Raw genomic sequence first — 15,200 nt, forward strand, 5'->3', positions numbered from 1 at the left:
ATGCCCTGAAGGACGGGGCCTACAGCCCCGCGGCCTTGCGCAGCGCGTCCACGCGGTCCGTCCGCTCCCAGGTGAAGTCGGGGAGCTCGCGGCCGAAGTGGCCGTACGCGGCGGTCTGGGCGTAGATCGGGCGGAGCAGGTCGAGGTCGCGGATGATGGCGGCCGGGCGGAGGTCGAAGACCTCGTCGATCGCCTTCTCGATCTTCTCCGTGTCGATCTTGGCGGTGCCGAAGGTCTCGACGAACAGACCCACCGGCTCGGCCTTGCCGATCGCGTACGCGACCTGGACCTCGCAGCGCGTGGCGAGACCTGCGGCGACCACGTTCTTCGCGACCCAGCGCATCGCGTACGCCGCGGAGCGGTCGACCTTGGACGGGTCCTTGCCGGAGAAGGCACCGCCGCCGTGGCGGGCCATGCCCCCGTAGGTGTCGATGATGATCTTGCGGCCGGTCAGGCCGGCGTCACCCATCGGGCCGCCGATCTCGAAGCGGCCGGTGGGGTTGACCAGGAGACGGTAGTTCTCCGTGTCGATCTTGATGCCCTCGTCCAGGAGCGCCTTCAGCTCCGGCTCGACGACGAACTCCTTGATGTCCGGAGCCAGCAGCGAGTCCAGGTCGATGTCCGAGGCGTGCTGCGAGGAGACGACGACGGTGTCCAGACGGACCGCCTTGTCACCGTCGTACTCGATGGTGACCTGCGTCTTGCCGTCCGGGCGCAGGTAGGGGATCGTGCCGTTCTTGCGCACGTCGGACAGGCGCTTCGACAGCCGGTGGGCCAGGAAGACCGGCAGCGGCATCAGCGTCGGCGTCTCGTCCGTCGCGTAGCCGAACATCAGGCCCTGGTCGCCCGCGCCCTGCTTGTCGAGCTCGTCCTCGTCGCCCTCGACACGGGACTCGTACGCCGTGTCCACACCCTGGGCGATGTCCGGGGACTGCGCACCGATCGACACCGACACGCCACAGGAGGCGCCGTCGAAGCCCTTCTTGCTGGAGTCGTAACCGATTTCGAGGATCTTGTTCCGGACCAGCGTCGCGATGTCCGCGTACGTCTTGGTCGTGACCTCGCCGGCCACGTGCACCAGGCCGGTCGTGATCAGGGTCTCGACGGCGACCCGGGAGGACGGGTCCTCGCGCAGGAGCGCGTCGAGAATGGTGTCGCTGATCTGGTCAGCGATCTTGTCGGGGTGACCCTCGGTCACGGACTCCGAGGTGAAAAGGCGACGGGACACAACGCTCCCTGGGGTTGCAGCGGCTGCTGGCTGATCATTGGCGGACGGCGGGGGCTGCACCCGGCGCCGTCCGTGGAACAGTTTACGGGTCACGCTTCGGCCACGGGCCCCCTGTCTCGCCACTCGGGAGTGCTGTGACCTGCGGCACGAGCATTCTGCCCAATGCCGAGCGACGTTGGCCAGATGCGCCACGCCCCTATCGACCGGCTTTCGAGCGGGTGCACGGCGTCTGAGACATCAGCGCAGGCGCTCGGCCACCAGGTCCCACACGGTGTCGGCCAGGGCTTCCTTGGGTCCGTGTGCCACCGCGGTCTCGCTGCCGTCGGCGCCGAGCACGACCGCCTCGTTCTCCTCGGAACCGAAGGTCTTGCGCTCCCCCACCTCGTTCACGACCAGCAGATCGCAGCCCTTGCGCTTGAGCTTGGCTCGGCCGTTGGCGAGGACGTCGTCCGTCTCCGCGGCGAAGCCGACGATCACCTGTCCGGCGCGGGTCCGGCCCCCGGAGATCTCCGCGAGGATGTCCGGATTCCGCACCAGGGTGATCGGCTCCGGTTCCTGGCCGTCCTTCTTCTTGATCTTCCCCGTCGCGTACGCCGCCGGGCGGAAGTCCGCCACGGCGGCCGCCATCACCACGGCGTCGGCGTCGGGGGCGGTGCGCAGCACCGCCTCGCGCAGCTCCACGGCGGTGCCGACCGGCACGACGTCGACGCCCGTCGGGGCCGGCAGGGTGCTGTTGGCCGCGATCAGAGTGACGCGGGCGCCGCGGGCGGCGGCGGTGCGGGCGAGGGCGTAGCCCTGCTTTCCGGAGGAGCGGTTGCCGAGGAAGCGGACGGGGTCCAGGGGCTCCCGGGTGCCACCGGCGCTGACGACGACATGCCGGCCCGCGAGGTCGGGCTCGGCGACGCCCCGGGCCAGGACGCGGCGGCAGACCTCGAAGATCTCGCCGGGGTCGGGCAGTCGGCCCTTGCCGGTGTCGACGCCCGTGAGGCGGCCCACGGCCGGCTCGATGACGAGAGCGCCGCGGCGGCGCAGCGTCGCCACGTTCTCCTGGGTGGCCGGGTGCTCCCACATCTCCGTGTGCATGGCGGGGGCGAAGACGACCGGGCAGCGGGCGGTGAGCAGCGTGTTGGTCAGGAGGTCGTCGGCGAGGCCGTGGGCCGCCTTGGCGAGCATGTCGGCGGTGGCCGGGGCGACGACGACCAGGTCCGCGTGCTGCCCGATGCGGACGTGTGGGACCTCGTGCACGTCGTCCCACACCTCGGTGGAGACCGGGTGGCCGGAGAGCGCGGACCAGGTCGCGGCGCCGACGAAGTGCAGCGCGGAGGCGGTGGGCACCACGCGCACGTCATGGCCCGACTCCGTCAGCCGCCGCAGCAGCTCACAGGCCTTGTACGCGGCGATGCCCCCGCTGACCCCCAGAACGACCTTCGGCTTGTCCACGTCTCTCCCCGGACCTCGGCAACCGGCACACCGTACGACTCCATGACACACCACAGGCCCGGCAGTCGGCCTGCCGGGCCTGTGGATAAGTCAGCGTCAAGCTGCAAATCTCATTTACTGCGCCGGGCCCTCGACGGCCTCGGACGTCAGGAGCCCCGCGTTGATCTCGCGGAGGGCGATCGAGAGCGGCTTCTCGTGGACGTGGGTGTCGACGAGGGGACCGACGTACTCGAGGAGACCCTCGCCGAGCTGCGAGTAGTACGCGTTGATCTGGCGGGCACGCTTGGCCGCGTAGATCACGAGGCTGTACTTCGAGTCGGTGGCCTCGAGGAGCTCGTCGATCGGCGGGTTGATGATGCCCTCGGGCGCGGAGATGGAAGAGGACACGCTCTACCTTCCGATGGATGGGAAAGAATTTGCCGGGCTGATCAGCCGACCGGAACGATCGGCGATGGTCACACGACGTCCATCAAGGCTAGCAGCTCGCGAGCTACGTCCTCGACGGAGGTGTTGACCAGGGTGGTGTCGAACTCCGGCTCGGCCGCGAGTTCGATCTTCGCCGCTTCCAGCCGTCGCTCGATCACCTCGGGCGGTTCGGTGCCCCGCCCGGTGAGTCGGCGCACGAGCTCTTCCCAGGAGGGAGGAGCCAGGAACACCAGCTGGGCCTCGGGCATCGACTCACGGACCAGGCGAGCGCCCTGGAGGTCGATCTCGAGGAGCACGGGCTCGCCGTTCTCCAGGCGCTCCTGCACGGCCGCTCGCGGCGTGCCGTAGCGGTTGCCGGCGAACTCGGCCCACTCCAGCAGTTCCCCGTTGGCGATCAGCTTGTCCATCTCGTCGTCGGAGACGAAGAAGTAGTGAACTCCGTGCTGCTCGCCGGGCCGGGGCTTGCGCGTCGTCGCCGACACGGAGAGCCAGACCTCGGGATGTTCCTTGCGCATATGGGCGACGACCGTGCTCTTACCGACCCCGGAGGGGCCGGAGAGCACGGTCAGCCGCGGACGTACGTCCGGGGGCACGGGGGTCGTCCCCCGGGGTGTTGCAGCCATGCAGCGATTATCCAGCAATCGCGGAGTGCCCGGGACTCACTTCCCCGGAACGCCCGGTTCAGGAGCCGGTGCTGCCGAACTCGCGCTCCAGGGAGGCGATCTGGTTGGAACCGAGGCCCCGCACGCGGCGGCTCTCGGAGATGCCGAGTCGCTCCATGATCTGCTTGGCGCGGACCTTGCCCACGCCCGGCAGCGACTCGAGAAGGGCGGAGACCTTCATCTTGCCGATGACGTCGTTCTCCTGGCCCTGCTTGATGACCTCGTGAAGGGAGGCGCCGGAGTGCTTGAGTCGATTCTTGACCTCGGCCCGCTCCCGGCGAGCCGCGGCGGCCTTTTCGAGCGCGGCTGCGCGCTGTTCAGGGGTAAGGGGCGGAAGAGCCACGCCTACGTCACCTCGGATGTCGAACTGTCGGATACGGACCGGTGAGGAACCTAGTCGCCCCACACCTGGGGAGCCACGAGCAACACACGCTTGCCCGTTCTCTCGTCGGAGACTAGCGGGCAAGTCCGCCAGAGTCAGCGAGAACAGCGGAAAAGTCCTGGTCAGCCTTCATCTGAATGGACATTTAGGACATACTGCCCCGGATTTGAGGATGTATTCAGACTCAAGCGGGCCCCGGACCACTCATCGGAGGTCTCGCGAGAAGGTCTGGACCCCTTCAGGAGGACGTCACGGCGTGACGGATCTCCTCCGCGAAGCGCTCCGCGGCGTCACGCAGAGCGACCGTGTCGGGACCGTGGCGTAGCACTCCCCGGCTGACGTTCGGCACGACGTTGCGCACCGCCGCACCGAAGACCCAGGGAAGATCGGCCGGCGTGGCGCCCTGGGCGCCGATGCCGGGTGCGAGGAGCGGGCCGTTGATGTCCAGGTCGTACGTCGACAGATCACCGAGGGTGGCGCCGACGACCGCGCCGAAGGACCCCATGGGCTCCTCCCCTGTGTTCTCGGCGGCCAGGTGCGCGAGCATCGTCGCTCCGACGTTCCGGCCGCCGGGCCGCACGGCGTGCTGGACCTCGCCGCCCTCCGGGTTGGAGGTCAGCGCCAGCACGAACAGTCCCGCACCGCTCTTCCGGGCCAGCGCGACGGCCGGGCTGAGCGATCCGTAGCCGAGGTACGGCGAGACCGTCAGCGCGTCGGAGAACAGCGGCGCGTCCTTGTGCAGGAAGGACTCGGCGTACGCGGCCATGGTGGAGCCGATGTCGCCGCGCTTGGCGTCCATCACGACCAGCGCGCCGGCCGCCCGGGCCTCGGCGACCGACTTCTCCAGCACGGCGACGCCGCGCGAGCCGAAGCGCTCGAAGAACGCGCTCTGCGGCTTGAGCACGGCGACCCGGTCGGCCACCGCCTCGACGACCGTGCGGCTGAACCGCTCCAGGCCCGCCACGTCGTCGTTCAGGCCCCACTCGGCGAGCAGGGAGGCATGCGGGTCGATGCCGACGCACAGCGGGCCACGCTCGTCCATGGCCCGGCGCAGGCGTGCGCCGAAGGGTTCGAGACCACTCATGCCGTCTTCCTCACGTCGGCGCCCACCGCGTCGGCGAGCGTGGCGTACGGGCTCGTGGCCAGGCGTGCGGCGAGCCCCTTGTGGATGGAGCGGCCCCAGAAGGGCCCCTCGTAGACGAAGGCGCTGTAGCCCTGGACCAGCGTGGCACCGGACAGGATGCGCTGCCAGGCGTCCTCGGCGTTCTCGATGCCGCCCACGCCCACCAGGGTGATCCGGTCGCCCACGCGCGCGTAGAGGCGGCGCAGGACCTCCAGGGAACGTTCCTTCAGGGGTGCCCCGGACAGGCCGCCGGTCTCCTTGACCAGGGTGGGGTCCGACGTCAGGCCGAGTCCGTCGCGCGCGATGGTGGTGTTCGTGGCGATGATGCCGTCAAGGCCGAGTTCCACGGCGAGGTCGGCGACGGCGTCCACGTCCTCGTCGGCGAGGTCTGGCGCGATCTTGACCAGGAGCGGGACGCGCCGCGCGGAGACCGTGCGGTCGGCGGCCTCGCGGACGGCGCTCAGCAGGGGACGCAGTGCCTCCGTCGCCTGAAGGTTGCGCAGACCCGGCGTGTTCGGCGAGGAGACGTTGACGACCAGGTAGTCGGCGTACGGGGCGAGCCGCTCGGCCGACTTCACGTAGTCGGCGACGGCCTCCTCCTCGGGGACGACCTTGGTCTTGCCGATGTTGACCCCGACGACCGGCTTGAAGACCGGCGTGCGGGAGGCCAGGCGGGCGGCGACACGGAGCGAGCCGTCGTTGTTGAAGCCCATGCGGTTGATCAGCGCGCGGTCCTTGACCAGGCGGAACAACCGCTGCTTGGGGTTGCCGGGCTGCGGCTCTCCGGTGACCGTGCCGATCTCGACGTGGTCGAAGCCGAGCATCGCCATGCCGTCGATGCCAACGGCGTTCTTGTCGAAGCCCGCGGCGAGCCCGAAGGGGCCGTGCATGCGCAGCCCGAGGGCCTCGGTGCGCAGCTCCTTGTGGCGGGGCGCGAGGGCGGCCGCGAGGAAGGTGCGCAGCACGGGCACGCGGGCGGCCAGGCGGATCCAGCGGAAGGCCAGGTGGTGGGCCTGCTCCGGGTCCAGCCGCTTGAAGACGAGACGGAAGAAGATCTTGTACATGATGTCCTCACGAAGACATGGCGTCCTCACGAAGAGGGGGACACCGTTTCCGGTGTCCCCCTCGGGGCTGCTAGTCGCGGGCCGCGGTCAGGTGCTCCGCGTGTTCCTGGAGCGATCGCACGCTCACCTCGCCGCGGTTGAGGGCGTCGATGCCCTGGACCGCCGCCGCGAGTGCCTGGACCGTCGTCAGGCAGGGCACGGAGCGTGCCACGGCCGCCGTACGGATGTCGTAGCCGTCGAGGCGGCCGCCCGTGCCGTACGGGGTGTTGACGATGAGGTCGACCTCGCCGTCGTGGATGAGCTGGACGATGGTCTTCTCGCCGTTCGGGCCGGTGCCCTCGGACTGCTTGCGCACGACGGTGGCGTTGATGCCGTTGCGCTTGAGGACCTCCGCCGTGCCGGACGTGGCGAGCAGCTCGAAGCCGTGCGCGACCAGCTCGCGGGCCGGGAAGATCATCGAGCGCTTGTCGCGGTTGGCGACCGAGATGAACGCGCGGCCCTTGGTGGGCAGCGGGCCGTAGGCGCCGGCCTGCGACTTGGCGTACGCCGTACCGAAGACCGAGTCGATGCCCATGACCTCGCCGGTGGAGCGCATCTCCGGGCCGAGGACCGTGTCGACGCCGCGGCCGTGGATGTCGCGGAAGCGCGACCACGGCATGACGGCCTCCTTGACGGAGATCGGCGCGTCGAGCGGGAGCTCACCGCCGTCACCGTTGGCCGGGAGCAGGCCCTCGGCACGCAGCTCGGCGATGGTCGCGCCGAGCGAGATGCGGGCGGCGGCCTTGGCCAGCGGCACCGCCGTCGCCTTCGAGGTGAAGGGGACGGTCCGGGACGCGCGCGGGTTGGCCTCCAGGACGTAGAGGATGTCGCCCGCGAGCGCGAACTGGATGTTGATCAGGCCGCGGACCCCGACGCCCTTGGCGATGCCCTCCGTGGAGGCGCGCAGGCGCTTGATGTCGAAGCCCCCGAGCGTGATCGGGGGGAGGGCGCACGCCGAGTCGCCGGAGTGGATGCCGGCCTCCTCGATGTGCTCCATGACGCCGCCGAGGTAGAGCTCCTCGCCGTCGTAGAGGGCATCGACATCGATCTCGATCGCGTCGTCGAGGAACCGGTCGACCAGGACCGGCCGCGAGGGGCTGATCTCGGTCGACTCGGCGATGTACGCCTCCAGGCGCGTCTCGTCGTAGACGATCTCCATGCCGCGCCCGCCGAGGACGTAGGACGGGCGGACGAGGACCGGGTAGCCGATCTCGTCGGCGATGGACTTGGCCTCGGTGAAGGTGGTGGCCGTGCCGTGCTTGGGGGCCGGGAGACCGGCCTCCGCCAGGACCCGGCCGAAGGCGCCCCGGTCCTCGGCGGCGTGGATGGCCTCCGGGGAGGTGCCGACGATCGGTACGCCGTTGTCCTTCAGTGCCTGCGACAGGCCCAGCGGGGTCTGGCCGCCGAGTTGCACGACGACGCCCGCGACCGGTCCGGCCTGCTGCTCGGCGTGCACGATCTCCAGCACGTCCTCGAGCGTCAGCGGCTCGAAGTACAGGCGGTCGGAGGTGTCGTAGTCCGTGGAGACGGTCTCCGGGTTGCAGTTGACCATCACGGTCTCGTAGCCCGCGTCGCTGAGCGCGAAGGAGGCGTGGACGCAGGAGTAGTCGAACTCGATGCCCTGGCCGATGCGGTTCGGGCCGGAACCCAGGATGATGACGGCCGGCTTCTCGCGGGAGGCGACCTCCGTCTCCTCGTCGTAGGAGGAGTAGAAGTACGGCGTCTTCGCGGCGAACTCGGCGGCGCAGGTGTCGACCGTCTTGTAGACCGGGCGGATGCCGAGCGCGTGCCGGACCTCGCGGACGACGTCCTCGCGCAGGCCGCGGATCTCACCGATCTGCGTGTCGGAGAAGCCGTGCCGCTTGGCCTCGGCGAGCAGGTCGGTGGTCAGCTCGGGGGCCTCGGCCAGCTCGTCGGCGATCTCCTTGATCAGGAAGAGCTGGTCGACGAACCAGGGGTCGATCTTCGTGTACTCGAAGACCTCCTCGGGTGTGGCGCCTGCGCGGATGGCCTGCATGACGGTGTTGATACGGCCGTCCGTGGGCCGGACCGAGTCGCGCAGCAGCCGGTCCTTGTCTCCGGGCTCGCCGACGAAGGTGAACTGGCTGCCCTTCCTCTCCAGCGAGCGCAGGGCCTTCTGGAAGGCCTCGGTGAAGTTGCGGCCGATGGCCATGGCCTCGCCGACCGACTTCATGGTGGTGGTGAGGGTGGAGTCGGCGCTCGGGAACTTCTCGAAGGCGAACCGCGGGGCCTTCACGACCACGTAGTCGAGCGTCGGCTCGAAGGAGGCCGGGGTCTCCTGCGTGATGTCGTTCGGGATCTCGTCCAGCGTGTAGCCGACGGCGAGCTTGGCGGCGATCTTGGCGATCGGGAAGCCGGTGGCCTTGGAGGCGAGGGCGCTGGACCGGGACACGCGCGGGTTCATCTCGATGACGATCACGCGACCGTCCTCGGGGTTGACCGCGAACTGGATGTTGCAGCCGCCGGTGTCGACGCCGACCTCGCGGATGATCGCGATGCCGACGTCGCGCAGCACCTGGTACTCGCGGTCGGTCAGCGTCATCGCGGGCGCCACGGTGATCGAGTCACCGGTGTGGACGCCCATGGGGTCGAAGTTCTCGATGGAGCAGACGACCACGACGTTGTCGTGCTTGTCGCGCATCAGCTCCAGCTCGTACTCCTTCCAGCCGAGGATGGACTCCTCCAGGAGCACCTCGGTGGTCGGGGAGAGCGTGAGGCCCTGCCCGGCGATGCGGCGCAGTTCCTCCTCGTCGTGGGCGAAGCCGGAGCCGGCGCCGCCCATGGTGAAGGACGGACGGACGACGACCGGGTACCCGCCGAGCTCCTCGACGCCCTTGAGGACGTCGTCCATGGAGTGGCAGATGTACGAGCGGGCCGACTCGCCGTGCCCGATCTTCTTGCGGACCTCCTCGACGACCTCCTTGAACAGGTCGCGGTCCTCGCCCTTGTTGATGGCCTCCACATTGGCGCCGATCAGCTCGACGCCGTACTTCTCCAGGACGCCGTTGCCGTGCAGCGAGATCGCGGTGTTCAGCGCCGTCTGGCCGCCCAGGGTCGGCAGCAGCGCGTCGGGGCGCTCCTTGGCGATGATCTTCTCGACGAACTCGGGGGTGATCGGCTCGACGTAGGTGGCGTCGGCGATCTCCGGGTCGGTCATGATCGTCGCCGGGTTGGAGTTCACCAGGACGACCCTGAGGCCCTCGGCCTTCAGGACGCGGCACGCCTGGGTGCCGGAGTAGTCGAACTCGGCGGCCTGGCCGATGACGATCGGGCCGGAGCCGATGACCAGGACGGACTGGATATCGGTGCGCTTAGGCACGCTGGCCCTCCATCAGGGAAACGAAGCGGTCGAACAGGTAGGCGGCGTCGTGCGGGCCGGCTGCCGCTTCGGGGTGGTACTGGACGCTGAAGGCGGGGCGGTCGAGGAGCTGGAGCCCTTCCACCACGTTGTCGTTCAGGCAGACGTGCGACACCTCGGCGCGACCGAACGGGGTCTCGGAGACCTGGTCGAGCGGGGCGTCGACGGCGAAGCCGTGGTTGTGCGCGGTGACCTCGACCTTGCCGGTCGTACGGTCCTGCACCGGCTGGTTGATGCCGCGGTGGCCGTACTTCAGCTTGAAGGTGCCGAAGCCGAGAGCGCGGCCGAGGATCTGGTTGCCGAAGCAGATGCCGAACAGCGGAGTGCCGCGCTCCAGGACGCCCTGCATCACGGAGACGGGGTGGTCGGCGGTGGCCGGGTCGCCCGGGCCGTTGGAGAAGAACACGCCGTCCGGGTTGACCGCATACACGTCATCGACGGTCGCGGTCGCCGGGAGCACGTGCACCTCGATGCCGCGCTCGGCCATGCGGTGCGGGGTCATGCCCTTGATGCCGAGGTCGACAGCGGCGACGGTGAACTTCTTCTCGCCGATCGCCGGGACGACGTACGGCTCGGTGGTGGCGACCTCGGCGGAGAGGTTCGCGCCCTTCATCTGCGGGGCTTCCTGCACGCGCGCGAGGAGCGCCGAGTCCTCCCGGACGGCGTCCCCGCTGAAGATCCCGACGCGCATGGCGCCGCGCTCGCGCAGGTGGCGGGTGAGGGCGCGGGTGTCGATGCCGCTGATGCCGACGACGCCCTGGGCGTCCAGCTCCTCGTCCAGCGTGCGCCGGGAGCGCCAGTTGGACGGCACGCGCGCGGGGTCGCGCACCACGTAGCCGGAGACCCAGATCTTCCTGGACTCCATGTCCTCGTCGTTCACGCCCGTGTTCCCGACGTGCGGGGCGGTCATCACCACGACCTGGCGGTGGTACGAGGGGTCGGTGAGGGTCTCCTGGTAGCCGGTCATACCGGTGGAGAACACCGCTTCGCCGAAGGTCTCCCCCACGGCCCCGTAGGCGCGGCCGCGGAAGATCCGGCCGTCCTCCAGGACGAGTACGGCGGGAGTTTTGGCGGCTCCCCTGGTGGAGGTGGTCATCGTTCGGCGCCTTCCCTGGTGTTCTTTTCGATCATGGAGTTGAGGGCTTCGACCCACTCGTTGTGCTCGGCCGCGTGGTCGGAGCGGAACCCGGAGTCGATCAGCCGGTCGCCGTGCGCCCAGGTGACGATCAGCAGACCGCCCTCGGTGAGCACCTTGCCGGCGATGCCCTTGTCGAGCCGGGCCTCGCGCAGCTGTGCGGCCGGGACGAAGAAGTCGCTCGCCCCGGGGCGTACGACGTCGAGGCCGGCGTCCGTGAGGGTGAGCTCGGCCCGGCTGCGGGTGCCCAGGCCCCGGGCGACGATGCGGTCGAGCCACTGACCGGCCGTGGTGGAGCCGTGGTAGCGGCCGCTCATGGCCAGCTTCGCGGGCCCCGGGTCGTCCGGGGTGGTGGGCAGCTCGGGGAGGTCGCCCTGGAGGGTGCCGCGCCACTTCCAGCCCTCGCGCATCAGCCAGTAGACGAGCGCGACGAACAGGCCGAGGCCGACGACCCAGCCGATGCGGGCGGCCCAGTCGGTCACTTGCGCCGATTCCTTCTCGGCGGCCAGCAGGAGTACAGGTGTCACGTGAGCTTCCCGTCGACGAGCGTGGCCTTGCCCCGCAGCCACGTGTGCGTCACACGGCCCGGCAGCTCACGCCCCGCGTAGGGGGTGTTGCGGCTGCGCGAGGCGAAGCCCGCGGGTTCCACGAGCCCACGGTATGCCGTGTCGACCAGGCTGAGGTTGGCGGGCTCACCTGCCGAGACGGGACGTCCGTGGCCCGTGGCCTGTCCGATCTGCGCGGGCGTGACGGACATCCGGTCGGCGACGCCGGCCCAGTCGAGCAGGCCCGTGTCGACCATGGTCTCCTGCACCACTGACAGGGCCGTCTCCAGGCCGACCATGCCCATGGCGGCCGCGGCCCACTCGCAGTCCTTGTCCTCGTGCGGGTGCGGGGCGTGGTCGGTGGCGACGATGTCGATCGTGCCGTCGGCGAGGGCCTCGCGCAGGGCCATGACGTCGCGCTCGGTGCGCAGCGGCGGGTTGACCTTGTAGACGGGGTTGTAGGTGCGCACCAGCTCGTCGGTGAGGAGCAGGTGGTGCGGGGTGACCTCGGCGGTGACGGCGATGCCGCGGGACTTGGCCCAGCGGACGATCTCGACCGAGCCTGCGGTCGACAGGTGACAGATGTGGACGCGGGAGCCGACGTGGTCGGCGAGCAGGACATCCCGGGCGATGATCGATTCTTCGGCCACCGCGGGCCAGCCCCCGAGCCCCAGCTCGGCGGAGACGATGCCCTCGTTCATCTCGGCGCCCTCGGTCAGCCGCGGCTCTTGCGCGTGCTGGGCGACGACCCCACCGAAGGCCTTCACGTACTCCAGGGCCCGGCGCATGATCACGGCGTCGTGGACGCACTTGCCGTCGTCGGAGAAGACGGTGACGCCGGCGGCGGACTCGTGCATGGCGCCCAGCTCGGCGAGCTTGCGGCCCTCCAGGCCGACGGTGACGGCGCCGATGGGCTGGACGTCGCAGTAGCCGTGCTCCTTGCCGAGTCTCCAGACCTGCTCGACGACACCGGCGGTGTCGGCGACCGGGAAGGTGTTGGCCATGGCGAACACGGTGGTGTAGCCGCCGGAGGCCGCCGCCCGGGTGCCGGTGAGGACGGTCTCGGAGTCCTCGCGGCCGGGCTCGCGCAGATGGGTGTGCAGGTCGACCAGGCCCGGCAGCAGCACCTTGCCCTCGGCCTCGACGACCTCGGCGCCCTCGGCGCTCAGACCGGCACCGCTCCAGTCGATTTCGCCCTGCCGGGCGGTGGCGGCGATCGTCCCGCCGTCGATCAGCACGTCCTGCGGCTCGCCGCCGAGCACCTTGGCACCACGGATCAGGATCTTGCTCATCTGTCTTACTTCTCCTCGGTGCGGGGGTGGGTGACGGCGGGTTCGTTCCCACCGAGCAGCAGATACAGAACGGCCATCCGGATGGACACTCCGTTTGCGACCTGCTCGACGACGGTGCAGCGGTCGGAGTCGGCGACCTCGGCGGTGATCTCCATGCCCCGGACCATCGGGCCGGGGTGCATCACGATGGCGTGCTCGGGCATCCGCGCCATACGGTCGCCGTCGAGACCGTAGCGCCGGGAGTACTCGCGCTCGGTCGGGAAGAAGGCGGCGTTCATGCGCTCGCGCTGGACGCGCAGCATCATCACCGCGTCGGACTTGGGCAGCGTGCTGTCGAGGTCGTAGGAGACCTCGCAGGGCCAGGTCTCGATGCCGACCGGCAGCAGGGTGGGCGGGGCGACGAGGGTGACCTCGGCGCCGAGGGTGTGCAGCAGGTCGACGTTGGAGCGGGCGACCCTGCTGTGCAGGACGTCGCCGACGAGCGTGATGCGCTTGCCCTCGAGGTCCCGGCCGAGGCCGGCGTCCGGGCCGATCAGGCGGCGGCGCATGGTGAAGGCGTCCAGCAGGGCCTGGGTGGGGTGCTGGTGGGTGCCGTCGCCGGCGTTGACGACGACGGCGTCGATCCAGCCGGAGTTGGCGAGGCGGTACGGGGCTCCGGAGGCGCCGTGCCGGATGACCACGGCGTCCACGCCCATGGCCTCCAGGGTCTGGGCGGTGTCCTTCAGGGACTCGCCCTTGGAGACGCTGGAGCCCTTGGCAGTGAAGTTGATGACGTCCGCGGACAGCCGCTTCTCGGCGGCCTCGAAGGAAATCCGGGTCCGGGTGGAGTCCTCGAAGAAGAGGTTGACGATCGTGCGGCCGCGCAGGGTCGGCAGCTTCTTGATCGGCCGATCGGCGACTCGGGCCATCTCCTCGGCGGTGTCGAGGATCAGGACGGCGTCGTCGCGGGTGAGGTCGGCGGCCGAGATGAGATGACGCTGCATCTGTCAGGCTCCGTAAGGCAGTTCATTCGGGAGAATTGGGGCAGACGGGCGCGCGAGGGCGCACGGAGCGGGCGTACGACGGCGGCATACGCCTGGAGCGCTACTGAGAGGTCGGCTTGGCACCGAGCAGCACGGTGTCGCGACCGTCCTCCTCGGCGAGCTGGACCTTGACCGTCTCCCGCAACGACGTGGGGAGGTTCTTGCCGACGTAGTCGGCGCGGATGGGCAGTTCGCGGTGTCCGCGGTCGACGAGAACGGCGAGCTGCACCGCGCGCGGGCGCCCGATGTCGTTCAGGGCGTCGAGGGCGGCGCGGATGGTGCGCCCGGAGAAGAGCACGTCGTCGACGAGGACGACGAGCTTGCCGTCGAGGCCGTCACCGGGGATCTCGGTGCGGGCCAGCGCACGCGGCGGGTGCATGCGCAGGTCGTCGCGGTACATGGTGATGTCGAGCGAGCCGCACGGAACCTTGCGCTCGGTGATCTGCTCGAGCTTGTCCGCGATCCGCCGGGCGAGGAAGACACCCCGGGTCGGAATGCCGAGGAGCACCACGTCGTCGGCGCCCTTGGCGCGTTCGACGATCTCGTGGGCGATGCGGGTCAGTACCCGCGCGATGTCAGGTCCTTCAAGAACGGGCCGGGCATCGGAGTACGTGTCGTGCGAGTCCATAAGAAACGGACCTCCTTCTCCGCCTCACGGGACGGACCTTAAAGGACGTCGGGATTGCGCCATACACGGTAGCAGGTCCCCCCGATCGCCCGTATGGCCCCCTTGGATCACCCACTCGGCCTAACGGACCGCCGATATCACGGAAGAGTCGGTGCGGACCATTCGGCTTGACGCAGCAGAGTAACGCTGCGTAACCTCACAGTGAGTTACCAGCCGCGCGGCCTGGCACCCACGCCAGACGCGTCGACACAGTGCCGGGGAGCTATATGTCCAGCGAATACGCCAAACAGCTCGGGGCCAAGCTCCGGGCGATCCGCACCCAGCAGGGCCTTTCCCTCCACGGTGTCGAGGAGAAGTCCCAGGGCCGCTGGAAAGCGGTCGTGGTCGGTTCGTACGAGCGCGGCGACCGTGCCGTGACCGTACAGCGCCTTGCCGAGCTGGCGGACTTCTACGGCGTTCCGGTGCAGGAGTTGCTTCCGGGCACGACCCCGGGCGGCGCCGCCGAGCCGCCGCCGAAGCTGGTCCTGGACCTGGAGCGGCTGGCCACGGTGCCGGCCGAGAAGGCGGGCCCTCTTCAGCGCTACGCGGCCACGATCCAGTCGCAGCGCGGTGACTACAACGGCAAGGTGCTGTCGATCCGCCAGGACGACCTGCGCACACTCGCCGTCATCTACGACCAGTCCCCCTCCGTGCTCACGGAGCAGCTGATCAGCTGGGGTGTGCTGGACGCGGACGCGCGCCGCGCGGTGGCGTCCCACGAGGAGGCCTGACCCGTTCCGCGGGTCCAGAAGAAACGTGCCGCCGGGGTGGCCTGATCCGTATGGTTCTCGGCCAC

General features: G+C 69.7%; 14 protein-coding genes. 1 reads left to right on the plus strand and 13 read right to left on the minus strand.

The features are described from left to right. Nucleotides 1-19: 19 nt before the first annotated feature. The 13 genes from metK to pyrR form a co-directional block, all read right to left on the minus strand. The gene (gene metK / locus ABZ281_RS12465; protein WP_356654743.1) at nt 20-1,228 is read right to left on the minus strand and encodes a methionine adenosyltransferase; all 1,209 of its coding nucleotides are present in this window, start codon (nt 1,226-1,228) and stop codon (nt 20-22) included. A gap of 237 nt (nt 1,229-1,465) precedes the next feature. Beyond that, entirely contained in the window at nt 1,466-2,668 is a 1,203-nt protein-coding gene (coaBC, locus tag ABZ281_RS12470) for a bifunctional phosphopantothenoylcysteine decarboxylase/phosphopantothenate--cysteine ligase CoaBC (RefSeq protein WP_356654745.1), read from the minus strand. A 114-nt stretch (nt 2,669-2,782) separates the two neighbouring features. Further along, a complete protein-coding gene (rpoZ, locus tag ABZ281_RS12475) occupies nt 2,783-3,055 on the minus strand; it encodes a DNA-directed RNA polymerase subunit omega (protein WP_003988945.1) in 273 nt (90 codons plus the stop codon). 68 nt (nt 3,056-3,123) lie between these two features. Further along, nucleotides 3,124-3,717: a guanylate kinase gene (gene gmk, locus ABZ281_RS12480; protein WP_097215518.1), complete on the minus strand. Its 594-nt coding sequence runs from the start codon at nt 3,715-3,717 to the stop codon at nt 3,124-3,126. A 58-nt stretch (nt 3,718-3,775) separates the two neighbouring features. Further along, nucleotides 3,776-4,099, minus strand: a complete 324-nt coding sequence (locus tag ABZ281_RS12485) for an integration host factor (RefSeq protein WP_003977346.1) — start codon at nt 4,097-4,099, stop codon at nt 3,776-3,778. Nucleotides 4,100-4,376: 277 nt separating this feature from the next. Then, on the minus strand, nt 4,377-5,222 hold the full coding sequence (gene pyrF, locus ABZ281_RS12490) for an orotidine-5'-phosphate decarboxylase (protein WP_356654747.1): 846 nt from the start codon (nt 5,220-5,222) through the stop codon (nt 4,377-4,379). Then, nucleotides 5,219-6,325 carry a quinone-dependent dihydroorotate dehydrogenase gene (locus ABZ281_RS12495; RefSeq protein WP_356654749.1) on the minus strand — a complete coding sequence of 369 codons (1,107 nt, stop codon included), beginning with the start codon at nt 6,323-6,325 and terminating at the stop codon, nt 5,219-5,221. Before ABZ281_RS12495 ends, pyrF begins: the two co-directional genes overlap by 4 nt. Before the next feature lie 70 nt (nt 6,326-6,395). After that, complete coding sequence (gene carB, locus ABZ281_RS12500) at nt 6,396-9,704, minus strand: carbamoyl-phosphate synthase large subunit (protein ID WP_356654751.1); 3,309 nt, start codon at nt 9,702-9,704, stop codon at nt 6,396-6,398. After that, entirely contained in the window at nt 9,697-10,839 is a 1,143-nt protein-coding gene (carA, locus tag ABZ281_RS12505) for a glutamine-hydrolyzing carbamoyl-phosphate synthase small subunit (RefSeq protein WP_356654753.1), read from the minus strand. Before carA ends, carB begins: the two co-directional genes overlap by 8 nt. Beyond that, the gene (locus ABZ281_RS12510) at nt 10,836-11,405 is read right to left on the minus strand and encodes a hypothetical protein (protein WP_356654755.1); all 570 of its coding nucleotides are present in this window, start codon (nt 11,403-11,405) and stop codon (nt 10,836-10,838) included. Before ABZ281_RS12510 ends, carA begins: the two co-directional genes overlap by 4 nt. After that, entirely contained in the window at nt 11,402-12,715 is a 1,314-nt protein-coding gene (locus tag ABZ281_RS12515) for a dihydroorotase (protein ID WP_356654757.1), read from the minus strand. Before ABZ281_RS12515 ends, ABZ281_RS12510 begins: the two co-directional genes overlap by 4 nt. A gap of 5 nt (nt 12,716-12,720) precedes the next feature. Further along, nucleotides 12,721-13,698 carry an aspartate carbamoyltransferase catalytic subunit gene (locus ABZ281_RS12520; RefSeq protein WP_104778795.1) on the minus strand — a complete coding sequence of 326 codons (978 nt, stop codon included), beginning with the start codon at nt 13,696-13,698 and terminating at the stop codon, nt 12,721-12,723. Nucleotides 13,699-13,798: 100 nt separating this feature from the next. Next, nucleotides 13,799-14,365 carry a bifunctional pyr operon transcriptional regulator/uracil phosphoribosyltransferase PyrR gene (pyrR, locus tag ABZ281_RS12525; protein ID WP_356654760.1) on the minus strand — a complete coding sequence of 189 codons (567 nt, stop codon included), beginning with the start codon at nt 14,363-14,365 and terminating at the stop codon, nt 13,799-13,801. A gap of 266 nt (nt 14,366-14,631) precedes the next feature. Here pyrR and bldD point away from each other — a divergent pair, with 266 nt between their 5' ends. Beyond that, the gene (gene bldD, locus ABZ281_RS12530; protein WP_018570201.1) at nt 14,632-15,135 is read left to right on the plus strand and encodes a transcriptional regulator BldD; all 504 of its coding nucleotides are present in this window, start codon (nt 14,632-14,634) and stop codon (nt 15,133-15,135) included. The last annotated feature ends 65 nt before the right edge of the window (nt 15,136-15,200 follow it).

The sequence above is a fragment of the Streptomyces sp. NPDC006265 genome (genome assembly GCF_040613555.1).
Classification (GTDB): Bacteria; Actinomycetota; Actinomycetes; order Streptomycetales; family Streptomycetaceae; genus Streptomyces.